Raw genomic sequence first — 15,982 nt, forward strand, 5'->3', positions numbered from 1 at the left:
GTTAGGTATTCGCCCCGTTCTGACCGGCCTTCAGCTCCAGACGACGGGCGTGGAGGATCGGCTCGGTGTAGCCGCTCGGCTGGACGGTTCCCTTGAAGACCAGATCGCAAGCGGCCTGGAAGGCGATCGACGTGTCGAAATCGGCAGCCATGGCCTTATAGAGCGGATCGCCGACATTCTGGTGATCGACGATGACGGCCATGCGCTGGAGCGAATCCATGACCTGGATCCTGGTGCAGACATCGTGGCGCAGCCAGTTGGCGATGTGCTGGGAGGAAATGCGCAAGGTGGCGCGGTCTTCCATCAGGGCGACGTCGTTGATGTCCGGCACCTTGGAGCAGCCAACGCCCTGGTCGATCCAGCGCACGACATAGCCGAGGATGCCCTGCGCATTGTTGTCCAGCTCGCGCTGAATGTCGTCGGGCGTCCAGTTGGGACGGGTGGCGACGGGCACCGACAGGATATCGTCAAGCTTGGCCTTGGGACGGCTTTTCAAGGTTTCCTGTACGGCGTGGACATCGACGCGGAAATAATGCGTGGCATGCAGCGTGGCAGCGGTCGGCGACGGCACCCAGGCGGTGTTGGCGCCTGCCTTCGGGTGGCCGATCTTCTGTTCCAGCATCGCCGCCATCAGGTCGGGCATCGCCCACATGCCCTTGCCGATCTGGGCATGGCCGACAAGGCCGCATTCCAGCCCGGTATCGACGTTCCAGTTCTCGTAGGCGCCGATCCACGCGGCCTGCTTCATGTCGCCCTTGCGGATCATCGGGCCGGCTTCCATCGAGGTGTGGATCTCGTCGCCGGTGCGGTCGAGGAAGCCGGTATTGATGAAGGCGACGCGGGCCGAGGCGGCGCGGATGCATTCCTTGAGGTTGACGGTGGTGCGCCGCTCCTCGTCCATGATGCCCATCTTGATGGTGTTCTTCGCAAGACCGACGAGCGCCTCGACGCGGTCGAAAATCTCGACGGCGAAGGCGACTTCCTCGGGCCCGTGCATCTTTGGCTTGACGACATACATCGAGCCTTTTCGCGAATTGGCGCGGCGGCCATTCGGGCCGATGTCGTTCAAGGCGATGAGCGCGGTGATCGCCGCATCCATGATGCCTTCCGGCACTTCCGAACCATCGGCCAGCAGGATGGCCGGGTTGGTCATCAGGTGGCCGACATTGCGCACCAGCATCAAGGCGCGGCCGGGAAGCACCAACTCGCTGCCGTCGGGCGCGGTGTAGGTGCGGTCGGCGGCGAGGCGGCGGGTGAAGGACTTGCCGCCCTTCACGATCTCTTCCGAAAGGTCGCCGCGCATCAGGCCAAGCCAGTTCGAATAGACGACCACCTTGTCCTCGGCATCGACGGCGGCGACGGAATCCTCGCAGTCCTGGATGGTGGTGAGCGCGGACTCGACCACCACGTCGGAAATGCCGGCCCTGTCGGCCCTGCCGATGACGCTGTTGCGGTCGATGACGATCTCGACATGCAGGCCGTTTTTCGTCAGCAGCACGGCGGCGGGATTGCCCGCCTCGCCGCGCCAGCCGGCGAAGCGCGAGGCATCCTTCAGCGCCGTCGGCCCGGCCTCGAGCGCGACTTTCAGGCGGCCGCCTGAGACGGCGAGCTCGGCCACGTCCTTCCACGAGCCGGACACCAGCGGGGCAACCTCGTCGAGGAAGGCGCGCGCCCAGGCGATGACCTTGGCGCCGCGCTTGGGATTATAGCCCTTGCCCTTGGCCGCGCCGCCGTCGTCGGAGATGGCGTCGGTGCCGTAGAGCGCATCGTAGAGCGAACCCCAGCGCGCGTTGGCGGCGTTCAACGCATAGCGCGCGTTCATGACCGGCACGACGAGCTGCGGGCCGGCGACCACCGCGATCTCGGGATCGACGTTTTCGGTGGTGACCGAGAAGGCCGGGCCTTCCGGCACGAGGTAGCCGATTTCGCGCAGGAAGACCTTGTAGGCTTCCATGTCGTTCGGCGCGCCGTTCTTGCGATACCACTGGTCTATCTGTGCCTGCAGGTCGTCGCGCTTGGCGAGCAGCGCCCGGTTCTTCGGCGCGAGGCCGTTGACGATTTCGGCAAAGCCGGTCCAGAATTTCCCGGCCTCGATCCCGCTGCCTTTCAGCGCCTCGCCGACAACAAAGTCGTGCAAGGGGCGCGCGATGCGCAACCCGGCGATCTCGATCCGGTCCGTCATTTAAAATTCTCCGCAGGCACCACCCGAAAGAGTGGGTGGCTTCGATGCGGGGGCTTTGGCATGACAGGGCCAAAGGGTCAATGATCCGTTGGAGTGAGGCGCGGTGTGCGGTGCGCCTTCGCCGCTTTCCTTCGGCGCTTCCGTTCGTCATCCTCGGGCAAGCCTGAGCGCAGCGATAGGCGCGACCCGAGGATCCATGCCGTGAGGGTCACGTTGTAAGGGGCGGCTCAGAATGAGGAGCCTTCTTTTGCGCCATTTGCGCGCTGCCGTTTGGTCACGGCACACGGCATGGATCCCAGGGTCTACGCAACGGCCTTCGGCCTGCTCCGCCCTGGGATGACGAAGAGATGGATACGCTTATTCATCGCCACGCTGCCTTTTCGGCCCTGGCCATTGTCAAATAGCGGACCTCGATTGAGGTCGGGAGGACGGGCGGCCGTTCGGTCGCTCGTTTAGTAAGTTAGTGCGGCCTTGCGGCCGCCCGTCCGGTGGCTTCCCTCAACCAGTACACCGGCCATGCCGCAGTTCCAGCCTTGAAGGCCGACAACTGCGGGCAACACTGCGCCCGGTTCGAGGGCCGGACTTGGGGGCTCATCACCCAGCCGCACACCGTCATGCGACCAATCCGGCACCGACGCCCTTCCCTGATACCCGGTGCGCACCAGGTCTCCCGCAGAAAGATTTTGTGGGAAGTGAGTGGGATCAAGGGGTTGGGTGGAGGTCAGCCCGCGTTTGGTCCACATCTGGCCAGCTTGGCGCTGCCCCTCATCGGACCTCGCTGCACCCGGCCACCTTGGCTTTAAGAATAGAAAAGTCCATTGGCAGAGTGACACTCCGCGTCACTGAGTTCAAAAGTATGCCGCGTTTTGCCAAAGAGAAGTGGAGAAGCCCCGCGAACGACCGGCTTCGCTGCTGTCACAGATAAGAATATAGGAACAAATTCCTAATTGTATACGTGACAAAGCAGAATAAAGTCCTATATGATTCGGGTGCGTGACAGGCCGGCTGTGGATAAAGAAAAGCCGTCAAGAGGGTTGGAATTTTTAAGCGTGCGCGTAATGTGAACAGCGGTGGAGGCGGCGGGAGTTGAACCCACTAGACCAAAGGTCGGAAGCCCGGACTAGCACCAAGCCGCCCCCACAACTTCCCCGGATGGATCGGGGAAGAAGGCACCATTCGGGTGCGCCAGCCAGCAAAGCCCGTTGGGGCGGGTGTGTGAGCCCTAGGAAGTGAATCACACCCCTCCATCGCGCTGGCAGCCATCACAAAAAGCGACTCGTTTGCTTCTGACAAGGGTTCGTTTTGAAAGCTCCAGTTAACACCGCAAGAAAGCGCCCCCTAATTGGGGAAAACGGGGAAAACCCGGGATATTCCTCAGAGGAAACGCGCTTCAACGATGCGCTGAAGCGGATGCTAAAGACGCCGCCGAAGCCGAATGATGAGCGTCGCGCTCGGGTTGATAAACAGCCAAACGATTCAAAGCAGGCTGTTAAGAAGCGCAATTAGATTTAGGCCATCCACCCGCTACCGCCGCGATTGCCCCTATTCACTACAGGTTTGATGAATTTCCCGGTTTTCTCGTCAAAACCGCAGGTGTGGCATTTCCAATGAGTGAGGCCGTGAGATTGACCGCGATTATGCAAATACGATCTGATGCCCTTCTCGTAGCAGTTTGCACATATTTTATGCGGAATCTCGCCGTTCTCCATGCCGGGCTTAAGGGAGCGAACGAGGATACCTGGGGGAAGTTCTTCAAGCTGGTAGCGTTGCTTCTCAGTTTCCCAGTTTTCGAAGCGCACCAGTTCTTTTTCAAGCTCGCCTACGCGGGCAATCAACGCCGCTTGCGCCGCTTGTGCAGCGATGATTTTTTCCGTGAGTTCTATGACCGCCGTATTTCTAACGGCGGCATCGTTGATGTCCTTCAATCCCTTCGCCATATCGAGCATGGTCTTAAAGGTGCCGAGTCCAGCCATTGCTTCCGCAAACATTCAAGTCTCCTATCGAATCGCGGGTGACAGGCTACTTCCTTTTTCGCAGAACAAGGAGTCGGCGGGCTTTCTGCTTAGGCGTTACTGGCTTCACCAATCCGCCGATAGGTAAGGCGCTTGCCTTCGATCATTGCAAGCAACTGGTCATGGCGTTCGGTATCTGAAACCTTGAGCGCGGCGCGGCGATTGTAGCGGAAATCGAACTCGGCAAGGTAGCGGTGCAGGTGGGCTTCGCCGCAGTGCTGGTAAACGCCGATCATGCCACGCTTGAACACTGAAAACACGTTCTCAATCGTGTTGGTATGGACGGAACCGCGAGCATATTCATTGCGGGAATGATTGACCGTTTCGTGCTTGGCATATTCTTCGCCAGTCGTGGTGTAGAGGCGGCTTTCGTCGGTGTAGAGCGTCGATGAGCGGTCGGCGTTGCGAACCAGAATATCGCGCACAACGGCCTTGGTGGCATGCTCAACATGGAAGGAACGAACCGAGCCGCCGCGCTCGACCAGCGAAACAACGGTGCGCTTCTGTGCGCCGCCGCCCTTGCCCTTTTTGAGAAATGGACGGCCCTTGCGCGACGGTGAGATATAGGGAACGTCGCGTTTGCCGATATAGGTTTCGTCGGCTTCGATGGTTTTGCCTTCGCCGCCAAGCGGGCCGGCTGACTTCACGTCCTCCTTCATGGCTTCGCGAATGCGATGGGCCATGAACCATGCGGTCTTGTAGGTGACGCCGAGCATACGGTGCAGTTGATGCGCGGACATGCCCTTCTTGGAAGAGGTCATGAGGAATGTCGCTAGAAGCCACTTGTTCAAGGCGATCTTGGAACGCTCGAAGACGGTGCCGACAGTCACGGTGAACTGTTCGCGGCATTCCATGCAGTTATAGAGGCCGGGACGGTGCGCTTTGCCTTCCATCTTGGTGATGCGGGTTTCGTTGGCATTACCGCAATGCGGGCAGATCGGGCCATTCGGCCAGCGCTGCGCCTCAAGATGGACACGGGCGGCGTCGGCGTCTTGGAAAATCGGGCTGTCGAGCTTCATTGCGGTTTCCCTATGCCGCAAATCTATGAAATGGCTCGTGCTTTGTCAAGTATATAATTAGGAACAAATTCCTTTACACCGTCACGCTTACATGTTAGAGCAGGAACACTCTCCAAGTTGTGCCCATAGCATGAGGAGTGCCAGCCATACGACAGCCGGCACCTGCTAGCTGGCGGCGTTTAGGGCTGTTGGGCGACGACCCTGGGCGCCAATACGCTACGGCAAAGGGATAAGGTATATTACTTTAAACCATCCGAATAGCCTTGTTCCACGTATTGAAACGTGTTTAGGCTTAACTTAACTTCTTCGAGAGAGCATGGCGTCAGGTTCGCACGAAAAAGATTCGAACGACGGCGTCGCCATCCTGAGAAAGGACGGATGCATCTGCGCGAATGGTGACCACGCGGATGTATGGCTCATCGATGAGGCCAAGAGTGAATATGAAAAACTCCTTGCACGCACCGATGCAAATAGCCGGCGTGCGGCCGCGCAACTCCCGCGCTATTTCCTGCGATACTCGCAGGGACTGCGCCTTTCAGATGAGCAATTCAAACCTCAGGGACAGAAAAGCAGCGGGAAACACACGCTCCAAATCTGGGAGTTCAAGGGCTACCAGTATAGGATATACGGCGTTGTGGTTGAGGTAGGTAAGAAGAGGACATTTATCGGAACCGCCGCAGACCCAAGCAAGAAGAATAATAAAGCCAACCCATCCATTGTCCAGAAAGCACTGGATAATTACGTGAGGATATTCAAATGAACCAGGAAAAGAATAGTGCCGTTGACTTCATTACTGCGGAGGAAAACGCTCTTATGGATTTCCAATTTGCTATCCTTGATGAATTGGAAGCACGTGCATGGACGCAAGCGCGCCTCGCCGAAGAGCTTGGCGTTACGAGAGCGCGCGTGAGTCAAATGCTGTCATCCGAAGCTAATCCGACGTTGAAGCTGGCGGCACGCGCGTTGACCGTACTCGGGCTCAAGGCTGAATATGATCGTGCTGAGAGGCAAAAGGGAAAGCTGTCGGCACGTTTGATCCTTGACGACTTCGACGCTGCGCTTTCGCGTTTTGTCGACAACATTCAAGCTACCTCTTACGTTCGCCTGTCGAAATCTCAATATGCCGCAAATGAAAATTTTACTGAAACTTTTTCGCAAGCGGCCTAATTGAATGGCCAAGGAAAACACAACTGTGAAGCTAGGGCTCTCGAAGAAGGAGATGCTTAGGCAATACCATCACGTGGTGGACTCTGCCGAATTGGTTTCTATATCTCTTATTAAAAGTCAGTTTGAAGTAAAACCTAACTTTTTTTCTTCTGAAAAAGCCAGACAAAACATTGGTTTTGATATCGATGTTTCGGAACTTGATTTCTCCGAGGAAAAAGGCGCAGTTATGGCATTTTTAAATGCTTCGGTGGAATCGAGAATTGGAAAGAAGCGTGAGCTTTTATTCCGAGCTGACTATATAGTTTTCTATGGTGGTCTGGTAGGAGCTTCGCCGGAAGCTGTAGATGCCTTCGTCAAACGAGTGGCTCCTTTTGCGTGCTATCCCTACTTTAGGGCATTGTTTGCAAACCATGACTGGGCGGCCAATACGCGGCTGCCTCCGCTGCCAGTGCTGCGAGAACCCGTAAAATTGGACACGGGTGAAATGACACGTTAGTTGGCAATCAATAAAGGAAGCCGTGCTCTCAAGTGCTTTGCGATTGAGGCTTAAAATTCTATCTTACGTTCCTAAAGGCTTGATCGGACACGGGCCTGCTAGCGAAGTGCAGAAAATGTGTCGTGTCCGTCATCAGACGGCGCCCCGGGGTGGGACCCGGTGCCTCCGGCACCTCCCACCCGGACAATAGCTCGCATCGATCCACCGGATCGATGCGTCGGGCCAAAAGGCCCGACCGCTAGTTGTCCCCCATCTTAAGCGCCTGAATGAACGCTTCCTGCGGGATGTCAACCTTGCCGAACTGGCGCATGCGCTTCTTGCCTTCCTTCTGCTTGTCGAGCAGCTTGCGCTTGCGGCTGACGTCGCCGCCGTAGCACTTGGCCGTGACGTCCTTGCGCAGCGCCGAAAGCGTTTCGCGGGCAATGACCTTGCCGCCGATGGCAGCCTGGATCGGGATCTTGAACATGTGCTGCGGGATCAATTCCTTCAGCTTCTCGACCATGGTGCGGCCACGCTTTTCCGCCGCCGTGCGGTGGACCAGCATGGAGAGCGCATCGACCGGTTCCTCGTTGACGAGGATCGACATCTTGACGAGGTCGCCTTCCTTGTAGTCGGTCAAATGGTAGTCGAAGGAGGCGTAGCCCTTCGAGATCGACTTCAGGCGGTCATAGAAATCGAACACCACTTCGTTGAGCGGCAGGTCGTAGACCAGCATGGCGCGCTTGCCGACATAAGAGAGGTCGACCTGGATGCCGCGGCGGTCCTGGCAGAGCTTGAGGATGGAGCCGAGATAGTCGTCGGGCGTGAGGATGGTGGCGCGTATCCACGGCTCCTCGATGTGGTCGATCTTGACCACGTCAGGCATGTCGGCGGGATTGTGCAGTTCCTTCATCTCGCCGTTGGTGAGATGCATGCGGTAGACGACCGAGGGCGCGGTGGCGATGAGGTCGAGGTCGAACTCGCGCTCCAGCCGCTCCTGAATGATTTCGAGGTGCAGCAGGCCAAGGAAGCCGCAGCGGAAGCCGAAGCCGAGCGCGGCCGACGTTTCCATTTCATAAGAGAACGAGGCGTCGTTGAGGCGCAGCTTGCCGACGGCGGCGCGCAAATCCTCGAAGTCGGCGGCATCGACCGGGAACAGGCCGCAGAACACCACCGGCTGGGCGGGTTTGAAGCCGGGCAGCGCCGAAGCGGTGGGGCGGCGGTCCTCGGTGATGGTGTCGCCGACGCGGGTGTCGGCCACTTCCTTGATCGAGGCGGTGATGAAGCCGAACTCGCCGGGGCCGATCTCGTCGGCCTGCACCATCTTGGGCGTGAAGAAGCCGGCGCGCTCGACCGGGTATTTCGCGCCGGTGCCCATCATGCGGATGGTCTGGCCCTTGCGCAGAACGCCGTCGATGACGCGCACGAGCACGATGACGCCGAGATAGGCGTCGTACCAGCTGTCGACCAGCATGGCCTTGAGCGGCTTTGACGCATCGCCTTCGCGCGGCGGCGGAAGCTGGTGGACGATGGCCTCCAGCACGTCCTCGATGCCGATACCGGTCTTGGCCGAGATCATGACGGCCTGCGAGGCGTCGAGGCCGATGACTTCCTCGACCTGCTCCTTGATGCGCTCGGGCTCGGCGGCGGGCAGGTCGATCTTGTTGAGGACGACGACGATCTCGTGGTTGTTGTCGATGGCCTGGTAGACGTTGGCGAGCGTCTGGGCTTCCACGCCCTGCGAGGCGTCGACGACCAAAAGCGAACCTTCGCAGGCGGCGAGTGAGCGCGATACCTCATAGGCGAAGTCGACGTGGCCGGGGGTGTCGATGAGGTTGAGGACGTAGTCCTCGCCGTTCTTGGCCTTGTAGGCGAGGCGCACGGTCTGGGCCTTGATGGTGATGCCGCGCTCGCGCTCGATGTCCATGTTGTCGAGCACCTGCTCCTTGCCGGCCATCTCGCGCGCATCCATGGCGCCGGTGAGCTGGATCAGGCGGTCGGCGAGCGTGGACTTGCCATGGTCGATATGGGCGACGATGGAGAAGTTGCGGATGTGGTCGAGCGGTGTGGTCATGGCCGCGGGCTTTATCAGGCCGACCGTGCATCGGCAAGCGCAGCCGGCGGTGGCCTACCAGCGCAGGGCGCGGCTTGCGGCCAGCGCGCCGAGCGCGGCCAGGGCCAGGATGGCGATGCTGTACCAGGTGGCGACGAAGAGCGGCGAATCGTCGGTGCAGTGCGCGGCGTAAAACGTTGCCGCGATGCCGCCTGCCAGGAGGCCCGCGACGGCGCCGGCCAAGCGCGGGCGGGCGGGCGCGCCGCGGCGCATGGCGGCAAGCAGGACGGCAAGCGGTGCAAAGCCGATCAGCGGGATGAAGACGAGGCAGAGCATGTTGTTGTTGCCGATCCAGAGGGCCGGCCAGTCCGGCATCGGCACCAGCATCATTTCGGCAAGCACGGCGACGGCGAGCAGGAGGGGCGCGGCGAGAAGCAGGCCAAGAACGCGCGCACCTGCCTGCGGGCGCGAAAGGGCCGCGGCCGAGGCGAGAGCGGTGAGCGCAAGCGTGGCCGTCATGACGAACTTCAGCAGGAAGCGCGGCGTAGCGGCAGCGGCGTGGATGTCGGGGCGCGGACCGAGCATGCCGAAGAACGCGACCGCCGCCAGAACGATGGCGACGGCGACACCGCCGGCAAGCATGGTGGTGACGGACGGGCCGGTTGAGCGGGCATCCTTCGACAGGGTGGCGATGAGGTCGTCGGTCTTCATGTCATCGCTCCCCGAAGCGCCGGGCAATTGCGGCAAGGCCGCGGTGAAGCGCCACGCGCACGGCGGTGTTGGTCATGCCGAGCGCATCCGCCGTCTCGGCTATGGACTGGCCCTCGACCGATACGGAAGCGACGACGGCCTTTTGCGAGGGCGACAGCGTATCGAGCGCGCGGCCAAGGTCGCGCTGGCTGATTGCCTCGCTTTCCGGTGCGGCAAGCGTGTCGGAGAAGTCGGCGATATCGAGCTCGACCCTGCGGCCGCGCCGGCGGAAGGCGTCGATGGCCTTGAAGCGGGCGATGGCGAATATCCACGGCAGGACGGGCTCGTCCTGACGCCAGGTGTGCCGTTTCAGATGGATGGCCAGCAACGTATCCTGCACGATGTCTTCCGCCTCTACCCCGCCGCCCGGTGCGGTCAGCCGCCTTGCCAGCGCGCGCACACGCAGCGCTACCATCGACAGGAAACGCTGGTAGGCCCGCTCGTCGCCGGCCATCGCGGCCCTGAGCAATCCGGCAAGCTCGGCGTCGTCGGGTCTGGTCAATAAGCGCTTCCTACAATGCTATTCGCCGGCAGGGCCATCGTTGTTACGTGCTGGGCGAATTTGTCGAAGTAAACCGCCGGCCGATCACGAAAGCGTGTCGTGGCGCGAGCGTAACATTTGCCGCCGTCCGGCGAAATACGAGCAGGACCCGGCCTTGCCAGCAAGTTGGCGATGGCCTGGCCTGCGGTGGCCGCGCGGCGGCGTCGCAACACCATCCATGGGCGGCAGGCAGCCGCACCGGCCACGGGAGAAAGACATGACACGCATAACCTCATTATCGACGATCGGCTTTGCAGTTGCCTCGGTCTTCCTGTTCGCAGGCGGGCCGGCTTTCGCCGAAGACGCGATGAAGCCAGCCACGGACAGCATGGCCACCGACAGCATGAAGCCTGCCGACCCGATGGCGGCGGATGCGATGAAGGCCGACTGCATGGAAAAGGCCGGCATGGAAACCGACGCCATGAAGAAGGACGAGGCGATGAAGGCCTGCGACGGCATGGCGATGAAGGGCGACGCGATGAGCACGGATGCCATGAAGCCGGCAAGTTCGAACTGAGCAGTCAACACGCACGCAGTTGTGAGACGCATGGCGGAGCGTTCCGTTCTATGCTTTGCGGCAAACGCGAGCGCTCCGTCCGAAACTCCTAGCTGAAGGAGATACCGCATGACCAATCCGACGAAACGTTCCTCCCGGTGCAACCGGAGCCTGATGGCGGGATTGCTTGCGCTGAGTGCGATTGCGCTATGGCAGGCGCCAGCAAGTGCGGCGGAGGATGCCGTGGTAATCCCACCGCCTGCGCTCGACGAACAGGCAAAACCAGGACTGGAAAAGGCCGTGTTCGCTGGTGGCTGCTTCTGGGGCGTGCAAGGGGTGTTCCAGCACGTGAAGGGGGTGACGAGCGCCGTGTCGGGCTATGCCGGCGGCAGTGCCGACGACGCGGTCTACGAGACGGTTGGCAGTGGGCGCACCGGACATGCGGAATCGGTCGAGATCACCTACGACGCGTCCAAGGTCACTTACGGCCAGTTGCTCCAGGTCTATTTCTCGGTGGCGCACAATCCGACGCAGCTCAACTACCAAGGACCGGACCGTGGAACGCAGTATCGTTCAACGGTTTTCACGGAAAACGCCGAACAGGAAAAGATCGCGCAGAGCTACATCGCCCAACTCGACAAGGCCAAGCTGTTTGACAAGCCGATCGTGACAACGCTTGAAAGCGGCAAGGCGTTCTATCCCGCCGAGGACTATCACCAGGATTTCCTCCAGTTGAACCCGACCTACCCCTACATCGTCTACAACGACCTGCCGAAGGTGGAAAACCTCAAGGCACTGTTCCCGACGCTCTACAGCGACAAGCCGGTGCTGGTCATGGCCGCTAAAAAGAGCTGACGTCTAGAACGCCTGCCAGACACGCCCTATCGGGTTCAGGCGCGCTTGTGCCTGAGCCATCCCCACCCCAGTACCGCCAGCGCCGCGACTATGGCCGCGGGCAGCAGGACAAACGGGACGATGCCAATGGCAATGAAGCCGATGCCTCCCAAAGCCTGACCGATCCGGCCGGGCATCGAGTCCGCTCCGAACAAATTCACAATCAACAGGCCCAGCGCAATTGCGGAACACTGCGCGACAAATGTCCAGAACAGGAGCTGGAACAGACCGCCGCGCTTTTTGAACCAGTATCTTTCGATCACGACCGGAATGCATATCGCGAGCAGGATCGCCACGAGGGGCAGCATACCGGTGAACCATGTTCTATCCATCAGCCAAGGCTCTCAGCCCATATCGAGGAAAGACCGCAGCCTTTTTACCCAAAGCTGCGGTCAGCGGTCAGCCAAGCTGACGGTATGGTAAACCGTGCCGCAGCCTGACAAGGCGCCAAAAGAGAAACGCCCCGCAGCCATGTGGCAGCGGGGCGTTTTTGAGGTGTTCCTAGGGGATCAGCCCCGAATGTCAGATCAGAAAGCGCGCTCGAAGCGGAGGATGCCGCCGATGCCGTCTTCCGAAACCGGGCGTACGTCGGTGGTCGACTTGTTGTAGTAGTCGACTTCCGCCGTGACGGTCAGGCCGGACACGACCTCGTAAGCCACGTTGGCCGCGAGGCCGAAGGTCTCGCCTTCGTCATAGGAGAGCTGGGCGTTCAAAGTGGTCTTGTCGTTGACGGTGTAGGTGCCACCGCCCCAGACAGCCCAGTTGCCGTCCCACGCCTTGTAGAAATTGACAGCGGTGTTGTCGTCGGTGCCGTAGCCGCCCATGATGAACAGGGTCAGGCTATCGCCAGCGTTCACGTCGAGGCGAACCTTGCCGGCCCATTCTTCCCAGTTGCTGTTGTAAGCGCCAACAGCGGAGACAGCGCCCCAGCCCTGTTCGTACTTGGCGCCGAGAACGACGTGCGGGACGTAGCTGTCGATCGACTCGTCACCCGAACCTTCTTCCAGCGAAACCACGCCGGTGAAGCCATTGCCGCCGTCGAAGTAGTAGCTAATCAGGTTGGTATCGAAATCGCCGTAGGGAACGAGCGTGTCGTCGATGACGCCGCCGGCATAGCCGACAAAGGTGTCGAATGCCGATTCATCCTTACCGATGCGGAGGCCGCCGAGCTGGATCCATGCGAAGTTAAGCGACCATTCCGAGTTGCGCGCCTGCCAATTGTCAGCATCCGCAGGATCGACAACAGCCGGATCATAGTCGCCGGGCGTGTTGCCGAAGTTGAAGCGGGTCTCCGTATAGGTCTTCAACGTACCGAGTTCGGTTTCGGAACCCGTCCACGTCATCAGAGCGAAACGGCCCTGCTTCCAATAGGTGTCGTTCAGCCCGCCACTCCTGACATCTGTCACATTTTGCACGCCTTCGCGGTCACCCACGCCGATGTCGTAGCGAACGTAGCCGCCGACGCGCAGGCAGGTCTCGGTGCCGGGGATGTAGAAGTAGCCAGCGCCATAGACGTCGCAAATCTTGACGTATTCCGCAGGTTCCGGCTCAGCCACGACGACGGCGTCGGCTGCATGGGCCGAGGAAACTGCGATCAGAGCCGCAGCGGAACCGAAAAGGACGCTCTTGATGTTCATCCGAATTCTCCAGTCAGAAGGCAGAGACCAGGACTGCGATTGCCGCAGACGGAGACCCCTCTCCGATTCGTGCCTTCACTTCGCCCATCCTTCTGCCAAGCTGCGCCAGTTGACAATCAGGATTGTGAAACTTGACTGGAAACGGAAGGGTTTAGAAGACACTTCCGCTCCGAGCGTAGCACAAATGTCACATTTGAAGCGGTCGGGACGATGCGCCGGAAACCATTCGTTAACATCCGATCGCCCCGCTAGAGCCTTTCATCGACAGACGGAAACATTCTGCCGGCGACGAAGGGTTCTAGTCGTAGGTCAGGTCGCCGGCTTTGCCGCCGAAGACGCGATAGGAATAAAACGAATAGGCGATGATGATCGGGAGCACGAATACCGTGCCGACGAGTATGACGGCCAGGCTTTCCGGGGCCGAGGCCGCCTGCCAGATGGTCAGCCTGTCCGGCACCACGAAGGGATAGAACGACCAGGCGAGGCCGGCAAAGCCGAGCGCGAAGATGGCGGCAAGCGTCAGGAACGGCACGATGGAATGGCGGTCGTTTTCCTTGGGCAGATGGAAGGTCTGCCGCCACAGCCAGACAAACAGCAATGCAGACAGGATGGGCAGCGGCGACAGATAAAGCATCTGCGGCCAGACGAACCACTTGTCGAAGATGCGGGTGCTGGCAAAGGGCGTGGCCAACGAGACAGCAGCCATGCCGAGCACGGTCAGGACAAGTGTCGAGCGCAGCCAGCGCACCGCCTTCTGCTGCAAGGCGCCTTCGGTCTTGTAGATCAGCCAGGCCGCGCCCATCGCGGCATAGGAGGCAGCGAGGCAAAGCGCCACCAACGCGCCGAAGGCCATCGCCGCAAGGCCGCTGTCGAGACCGAGCACATAGACGCCGAGCATATAGCCCTGCGCCAGAGAAGCGATAAGCGAACCGGCGAAGAAGATGCGGTTCCAGCGATGCTTGCGCCCGGCAGGCACCTTGGCGCGGAAATCGAAGGCGACCCCGCGCAGGATCAGGCCGACAAGCAGCAGGAAGGTGGGCAAATAGAGCGCGGTCAGGATCACGCTATGCGCCAGCGGGAAGGCCACGAGCAGCAGGCCGACCGCCAACACAAGCCAGGTTTCGTTGGCATCCCAGAAGGGGCCGATGGCAGCGATCATGGTGTCCTTTTCGGCATCGTCGGCGAAGTTGAACAGGATGCCGATGCCAAGATCGAAGCCGTCGAGCACGACATAGATAAGGATCGCAAGGCCCATGAGGCCGGCGAAAATCAATGGGAGAAGAGTGGGCCAGTCGAGGGTCATGATTTTACTCTCCTGCCGCCGGTTGTGAGAGCGGGGCGTTAAGGACGCCCGGCAAGGGCGAGGTGTCGCCATCCTTTGCCGCCTTCAAGGCAAGATGCACCAGCACGCCGAGATAGGTGACGAGCAGCAGCGCATAGAGGACGAGATAGACGGCCAAGGTGAGCGCTACGTGGCTTCCAGCGACAGGACCGACGGCATCGGCGGTCTTGAGGATGCCGGTTACCAGCCACGGCTGGCGGCCGATTTCGGTTGTGTACCAACCGGCCAGGGTGGCGACCCAGCCCGACAAGGCCATCGGCACCATGAGGAGCGCCAAGGGTTTCGGCAGGCTGCGGCGGCGGCGCAGGAAAAAGGCGGCGGACCACGAAACGGCGAGCATCAAAAGGCCGGTGCCGACCATGATGCGGAAACCCCAGAATACCGGGAAGACCGGCGGGTGGTTGCCTTCGAACTGATCGAGGCCGGGGACCACGCCGTCCGCGCTGTGATTGAGGATGAGGCTGGCGCCATTGGGCACAGTTATCTCGAAGCGATTTTCCTTCGCCTTCTCATCCGGGATGGCGAACAGGACAAGCGGCACGTTCGGCCCGGTGTGCCAGTTGGCTTCCATGGCGGCGATCTTGGCCGGCTGATGCTCCAGTGTATTGAGGCCATGCTGGTCGCCGACGAAAATCTGCACCGGGATCAGGACAGCAGCGAGATAGGTCCCGGTACGCAGCGCCTTCCACATGGAATCGGAACGGTCGCCAGCGAGATAGCGCAGCGCCGTGAAGCCGGAAATGAGGAAAGAGACGGTGAGGCCCGAAGCGATCAGCATATGGGTCAGCCGATAGGGCATCGAGGGGTTGAAGACGATTGCCCACCAGTCGACGGCATGCGCCACGCCATCGCGCATCTCGAAGCCGGTCGGCGTCTGCATCCAGGAATTGAGCGCAATGATCCAGAAGGCCGAGACGGTGGTGCCGCCGGCGACGAGGACCGTGGCAAGGGTATGGATGCGGTTCGGCACGCGGCGGAAGCCGAACAGCATGATGCCGAGGAAGGCGGCTTCAAGGAAAAAGGCGGTGAGGATCTCGTAGGCGAGCAAGGGGCCGGCGATGTTGCCGACCGTTTCCATGTAGCCTGGCCAGTTGGTGCCGAACTGGAAGCTCATGGTGACGCCAGTGACGACGCCGAGCGCAAAGGAGAGCGCAAACACCTTTACCCAGGTGAAGTAGGCCCGCATCCATGCGGTGTCGCCGGTGGCGTTGTAGCGCAGCTTGAAGAAGAGAAGCACCCAGCCAAGGGCGATGGTGATGGTGGGAAACAGGATGTGGAACGAAATATTCGCTCCGAACTGGATACGCGACAGAATGAGCGGGTCCATTGGCAAAGGCTCCGGCTGCTCTCCCACGCAGAAGTTAGGCGTTCACCATGGCGACGTCAAAGCGGCGCGGCGTCACGCGAGGCGGAA

General features: G+C 60.5%; 15 protein-coding genes. 5 read left to right on the plus strand and 10 right to left on the minus strand.

The window, feature by feature from the left end; all coding sequences use genetic code 11:
* Position 1 precedes the first annotated feature (1 nt).
* From ASD50_RS02255 to ASD50_RS02265, 3 genes are all read right to left on the minus strand, one after another.
* Positions 2-2,182, minus strand: coding sequence for a malate synthase G (locus tag ASD50_RS02255; RefSeq protein WP_056235406.1), 2,181 nt, complete (start codon positions 2,180-2,182; stop codon positions 2-4).
* Between the two features lie 1,508 nt (positions 2,183-3,690).
* Positions 3,691-4,170, minus strand: a complete 480-nt coding sequence (locus ASD50_RS22875) for a hypothetical protein (protein ID WP_056235409.1) — start codon at positions 4,168-4,170, stop codon at positions 3,691-3,693.
* Between the two features lie 74 nt (positions 4,171-4,244).
* Complete coding sequence (locus ASD50_RS02265) at positions 4,245-5,213, minus strand: IS1595 family transposase (protein WP_056235411.1); 969 nt, start codon at positions 5,211-5,213, stop codon at positions 4,245-4,247.
* A 316-nt stretch (positions 5,214-5,529) separates the two neighbouring features.
* Between ASD50_RS02265 and ASD50_RS02270 the strand changes: the two genes are divergently transcribed.
* From ASD50_RS02270 to ASD50_RS02280, 3 genes are read left to right on the plus strand one after another with little or no spacing between them, the layout of a single operon-like run.
* Positions 5,530-5,973: a hypothetical protein gene (locus ASD50_RS02270; RefSeq protein WP_056235414.1), complete on the plus strand. Its 444-nt coding sequence runs from the start codon at positions 5,530-5,532 to the stop codon at positions 5,971-5,973.
* Positions 5,970-6,380: a helix-turn-helix transcriptional regulator gene (locus ASD50_RS02275; protein ID WP_056235419.1), complete on the plus strand. Its 411-nt coding sequence runs from the start codon at positions 5,970-5,972 to the stop codon at positions 6,378-6,380. The genes ASD50_RS02270 and ASD50_RS02275 overlap by 4 nt, the downstream gene beginning before the upstream one ends.
* 4 nt (positions 6,381-6,384) lie before the next feature.
* Complete coding sequence (locus ASD50_RS02280; RefSeq protein WP_056235421.1) at positions 6,385-6,876, plus strand: hypothetical protein; 492 nt, start codon at positions 6,385-6,387, stop codon at positions 6,874-6,876.
* Between the two features lie 238 nt (positions 6,877-7,114).
* On the opposite strand, the gene lepA is transcribed toward ASD50_RS02280, so the two are convergent.
* The 3 genes from lepA to ASD50_RS02295 are packed head-to-tail and all read right to left on the minus strand — an operon-like array spanning position 7,115 to position 10,160.
* Positions 7,115-8,929 carry a translation elongation factor 4 gene (gene lepA / locus ASD50_RS02285; RefSeq protein ID WP_056235424.1) on the minus strand — a complete coding sequence of 605 codons (1,815 nt, stop codon included), beginning with the start codon at positions 8,927-8,929 and terminating at the stop codon, positions 7,115-7,117.
* Between the two features lie 54 nt (positions 8,930-8,983).
* On the minus strand, positions 8,984-9,619 hold the full coding sequence (locus tag ASD50_RS02290) for an NrsF family protein (RefSeq protein ID WP_056235430.1): 636 nt from the start codon (positions 9,617-9,619) through the stop codon (positions 8,984-8,986).
* 1 nt (position 9,620) lies between these two features.
* Complete coding sequence (locus ASD50_RS02295) at positions 9,621-10,160, minus strand: sigma-70 family RNA polymerase sigma factor (RefSeq protein ID WP_056235433.1); 540 nt, start codon at positions 10,158-10,160, stop codon at positions 9,621-9,623.
* Between the two features lie 256 nt (positions 10,161-10,416).
* Here ASD50_RS02295 and ASD50_RS02305 point away from each other — a divergent pair, with 256 nt between their 5' ends.
* Together ASD50_RS02305 and msrA are read left to right on the plus strand one after the other, a co-directional pair.
* Positions 10,417-10,716: a hypothetical protein gene (locus tag ASD50_RS02305; RefSeq protein WP_056235638.1), complete on the plus strand. Its 300-nt coding sequence runs from the start codon at positions 10,417-10,419 to the stop codon at positions 10,714-10,716.
* 108 nt (positions 10,717-10,824) lie between these two features.
* Positions 10,825-11,550 (plus strand): peptide-methionine (S)-S-oxide reductase MsrA, encoded by a 726-nt coding sequence (gene msrA, locus ASD50_RS02310; RefSeq protein WP_056235440.1) that lies wholly within the window; start codon positions 10,825-10,827, stop codon positions 11,548-11,550.
* 35 nt (positions 11,551-11,585) lie between these two features.
* Here msrA and ASD50_RS02315 read toward each other — a convergent pair whose 3' ends face one another.
* From ASD50_RS02315 to ASD50_RS02330, 4 genes are all read right to left on the minus strand, one after another.
* Complete coding sequence (locus ASD50_RS02315) at positions 11,586-11,897, minus strand: hypothetical protein (protein WP_056235445.1); 312 nt, start codon at positions 11,895-11,897, stop codon at positions 11,586-11,588.
* 219 nt (positions 11,898-12,116) lie between these two features.
* Positions 12,117-13,226 carry a porin gene (locus tag ASD50_RS02320; protein ID WP_056235448.1) on the minus strand — a complete coding sequence of 370 codons (1,110 nt, stop codon included), beginning with the start codon at positions 13,224-13,226 and terminating at the stop codon, positions 12,117-12,119.
* Positions 13,227-13,524: 298 nt separating this feature from the next.
* The gene (locus ASD50_RS02325; RefSeq protein WP_056235451.1) at positions 13,525-14,529 is read right to left on the minus strand and encodes a cytochrome d ubiquinol oxidase subunit II; all 1,005 of its coding nucleotides are present in this window, start codon (positions 14,527-14,529) and stop codon (positions 13,525-13,527) included.
* A 4-nt stretch (positions 14,530-14,533) separates the two neighbouring features.
* Positions 14,534-15,895 carry a cytochrome ubiquinol oxidase subunit I gene (locus ASD50_RS02330; protein WP_056235453.1) on the minus strand — a complete coding sequence of 454 codons (1,362 nt, stop codon included), beginning with the start codon at positions 15,893-15,895 and terminating at the stop codon, positions 14,534-14,536.
* Positions 15,896-15,982: the final 87 nt, after the last annotated feature.

Source organism: Mesorhizobium sp. Root552, from assembly GCF_001427285.1.
GTDB lineage: Bacteria > Pseudomonadota > Alphaproteobacteria > Rhizobiales > Rhizobiaceae > Mesorhizobium.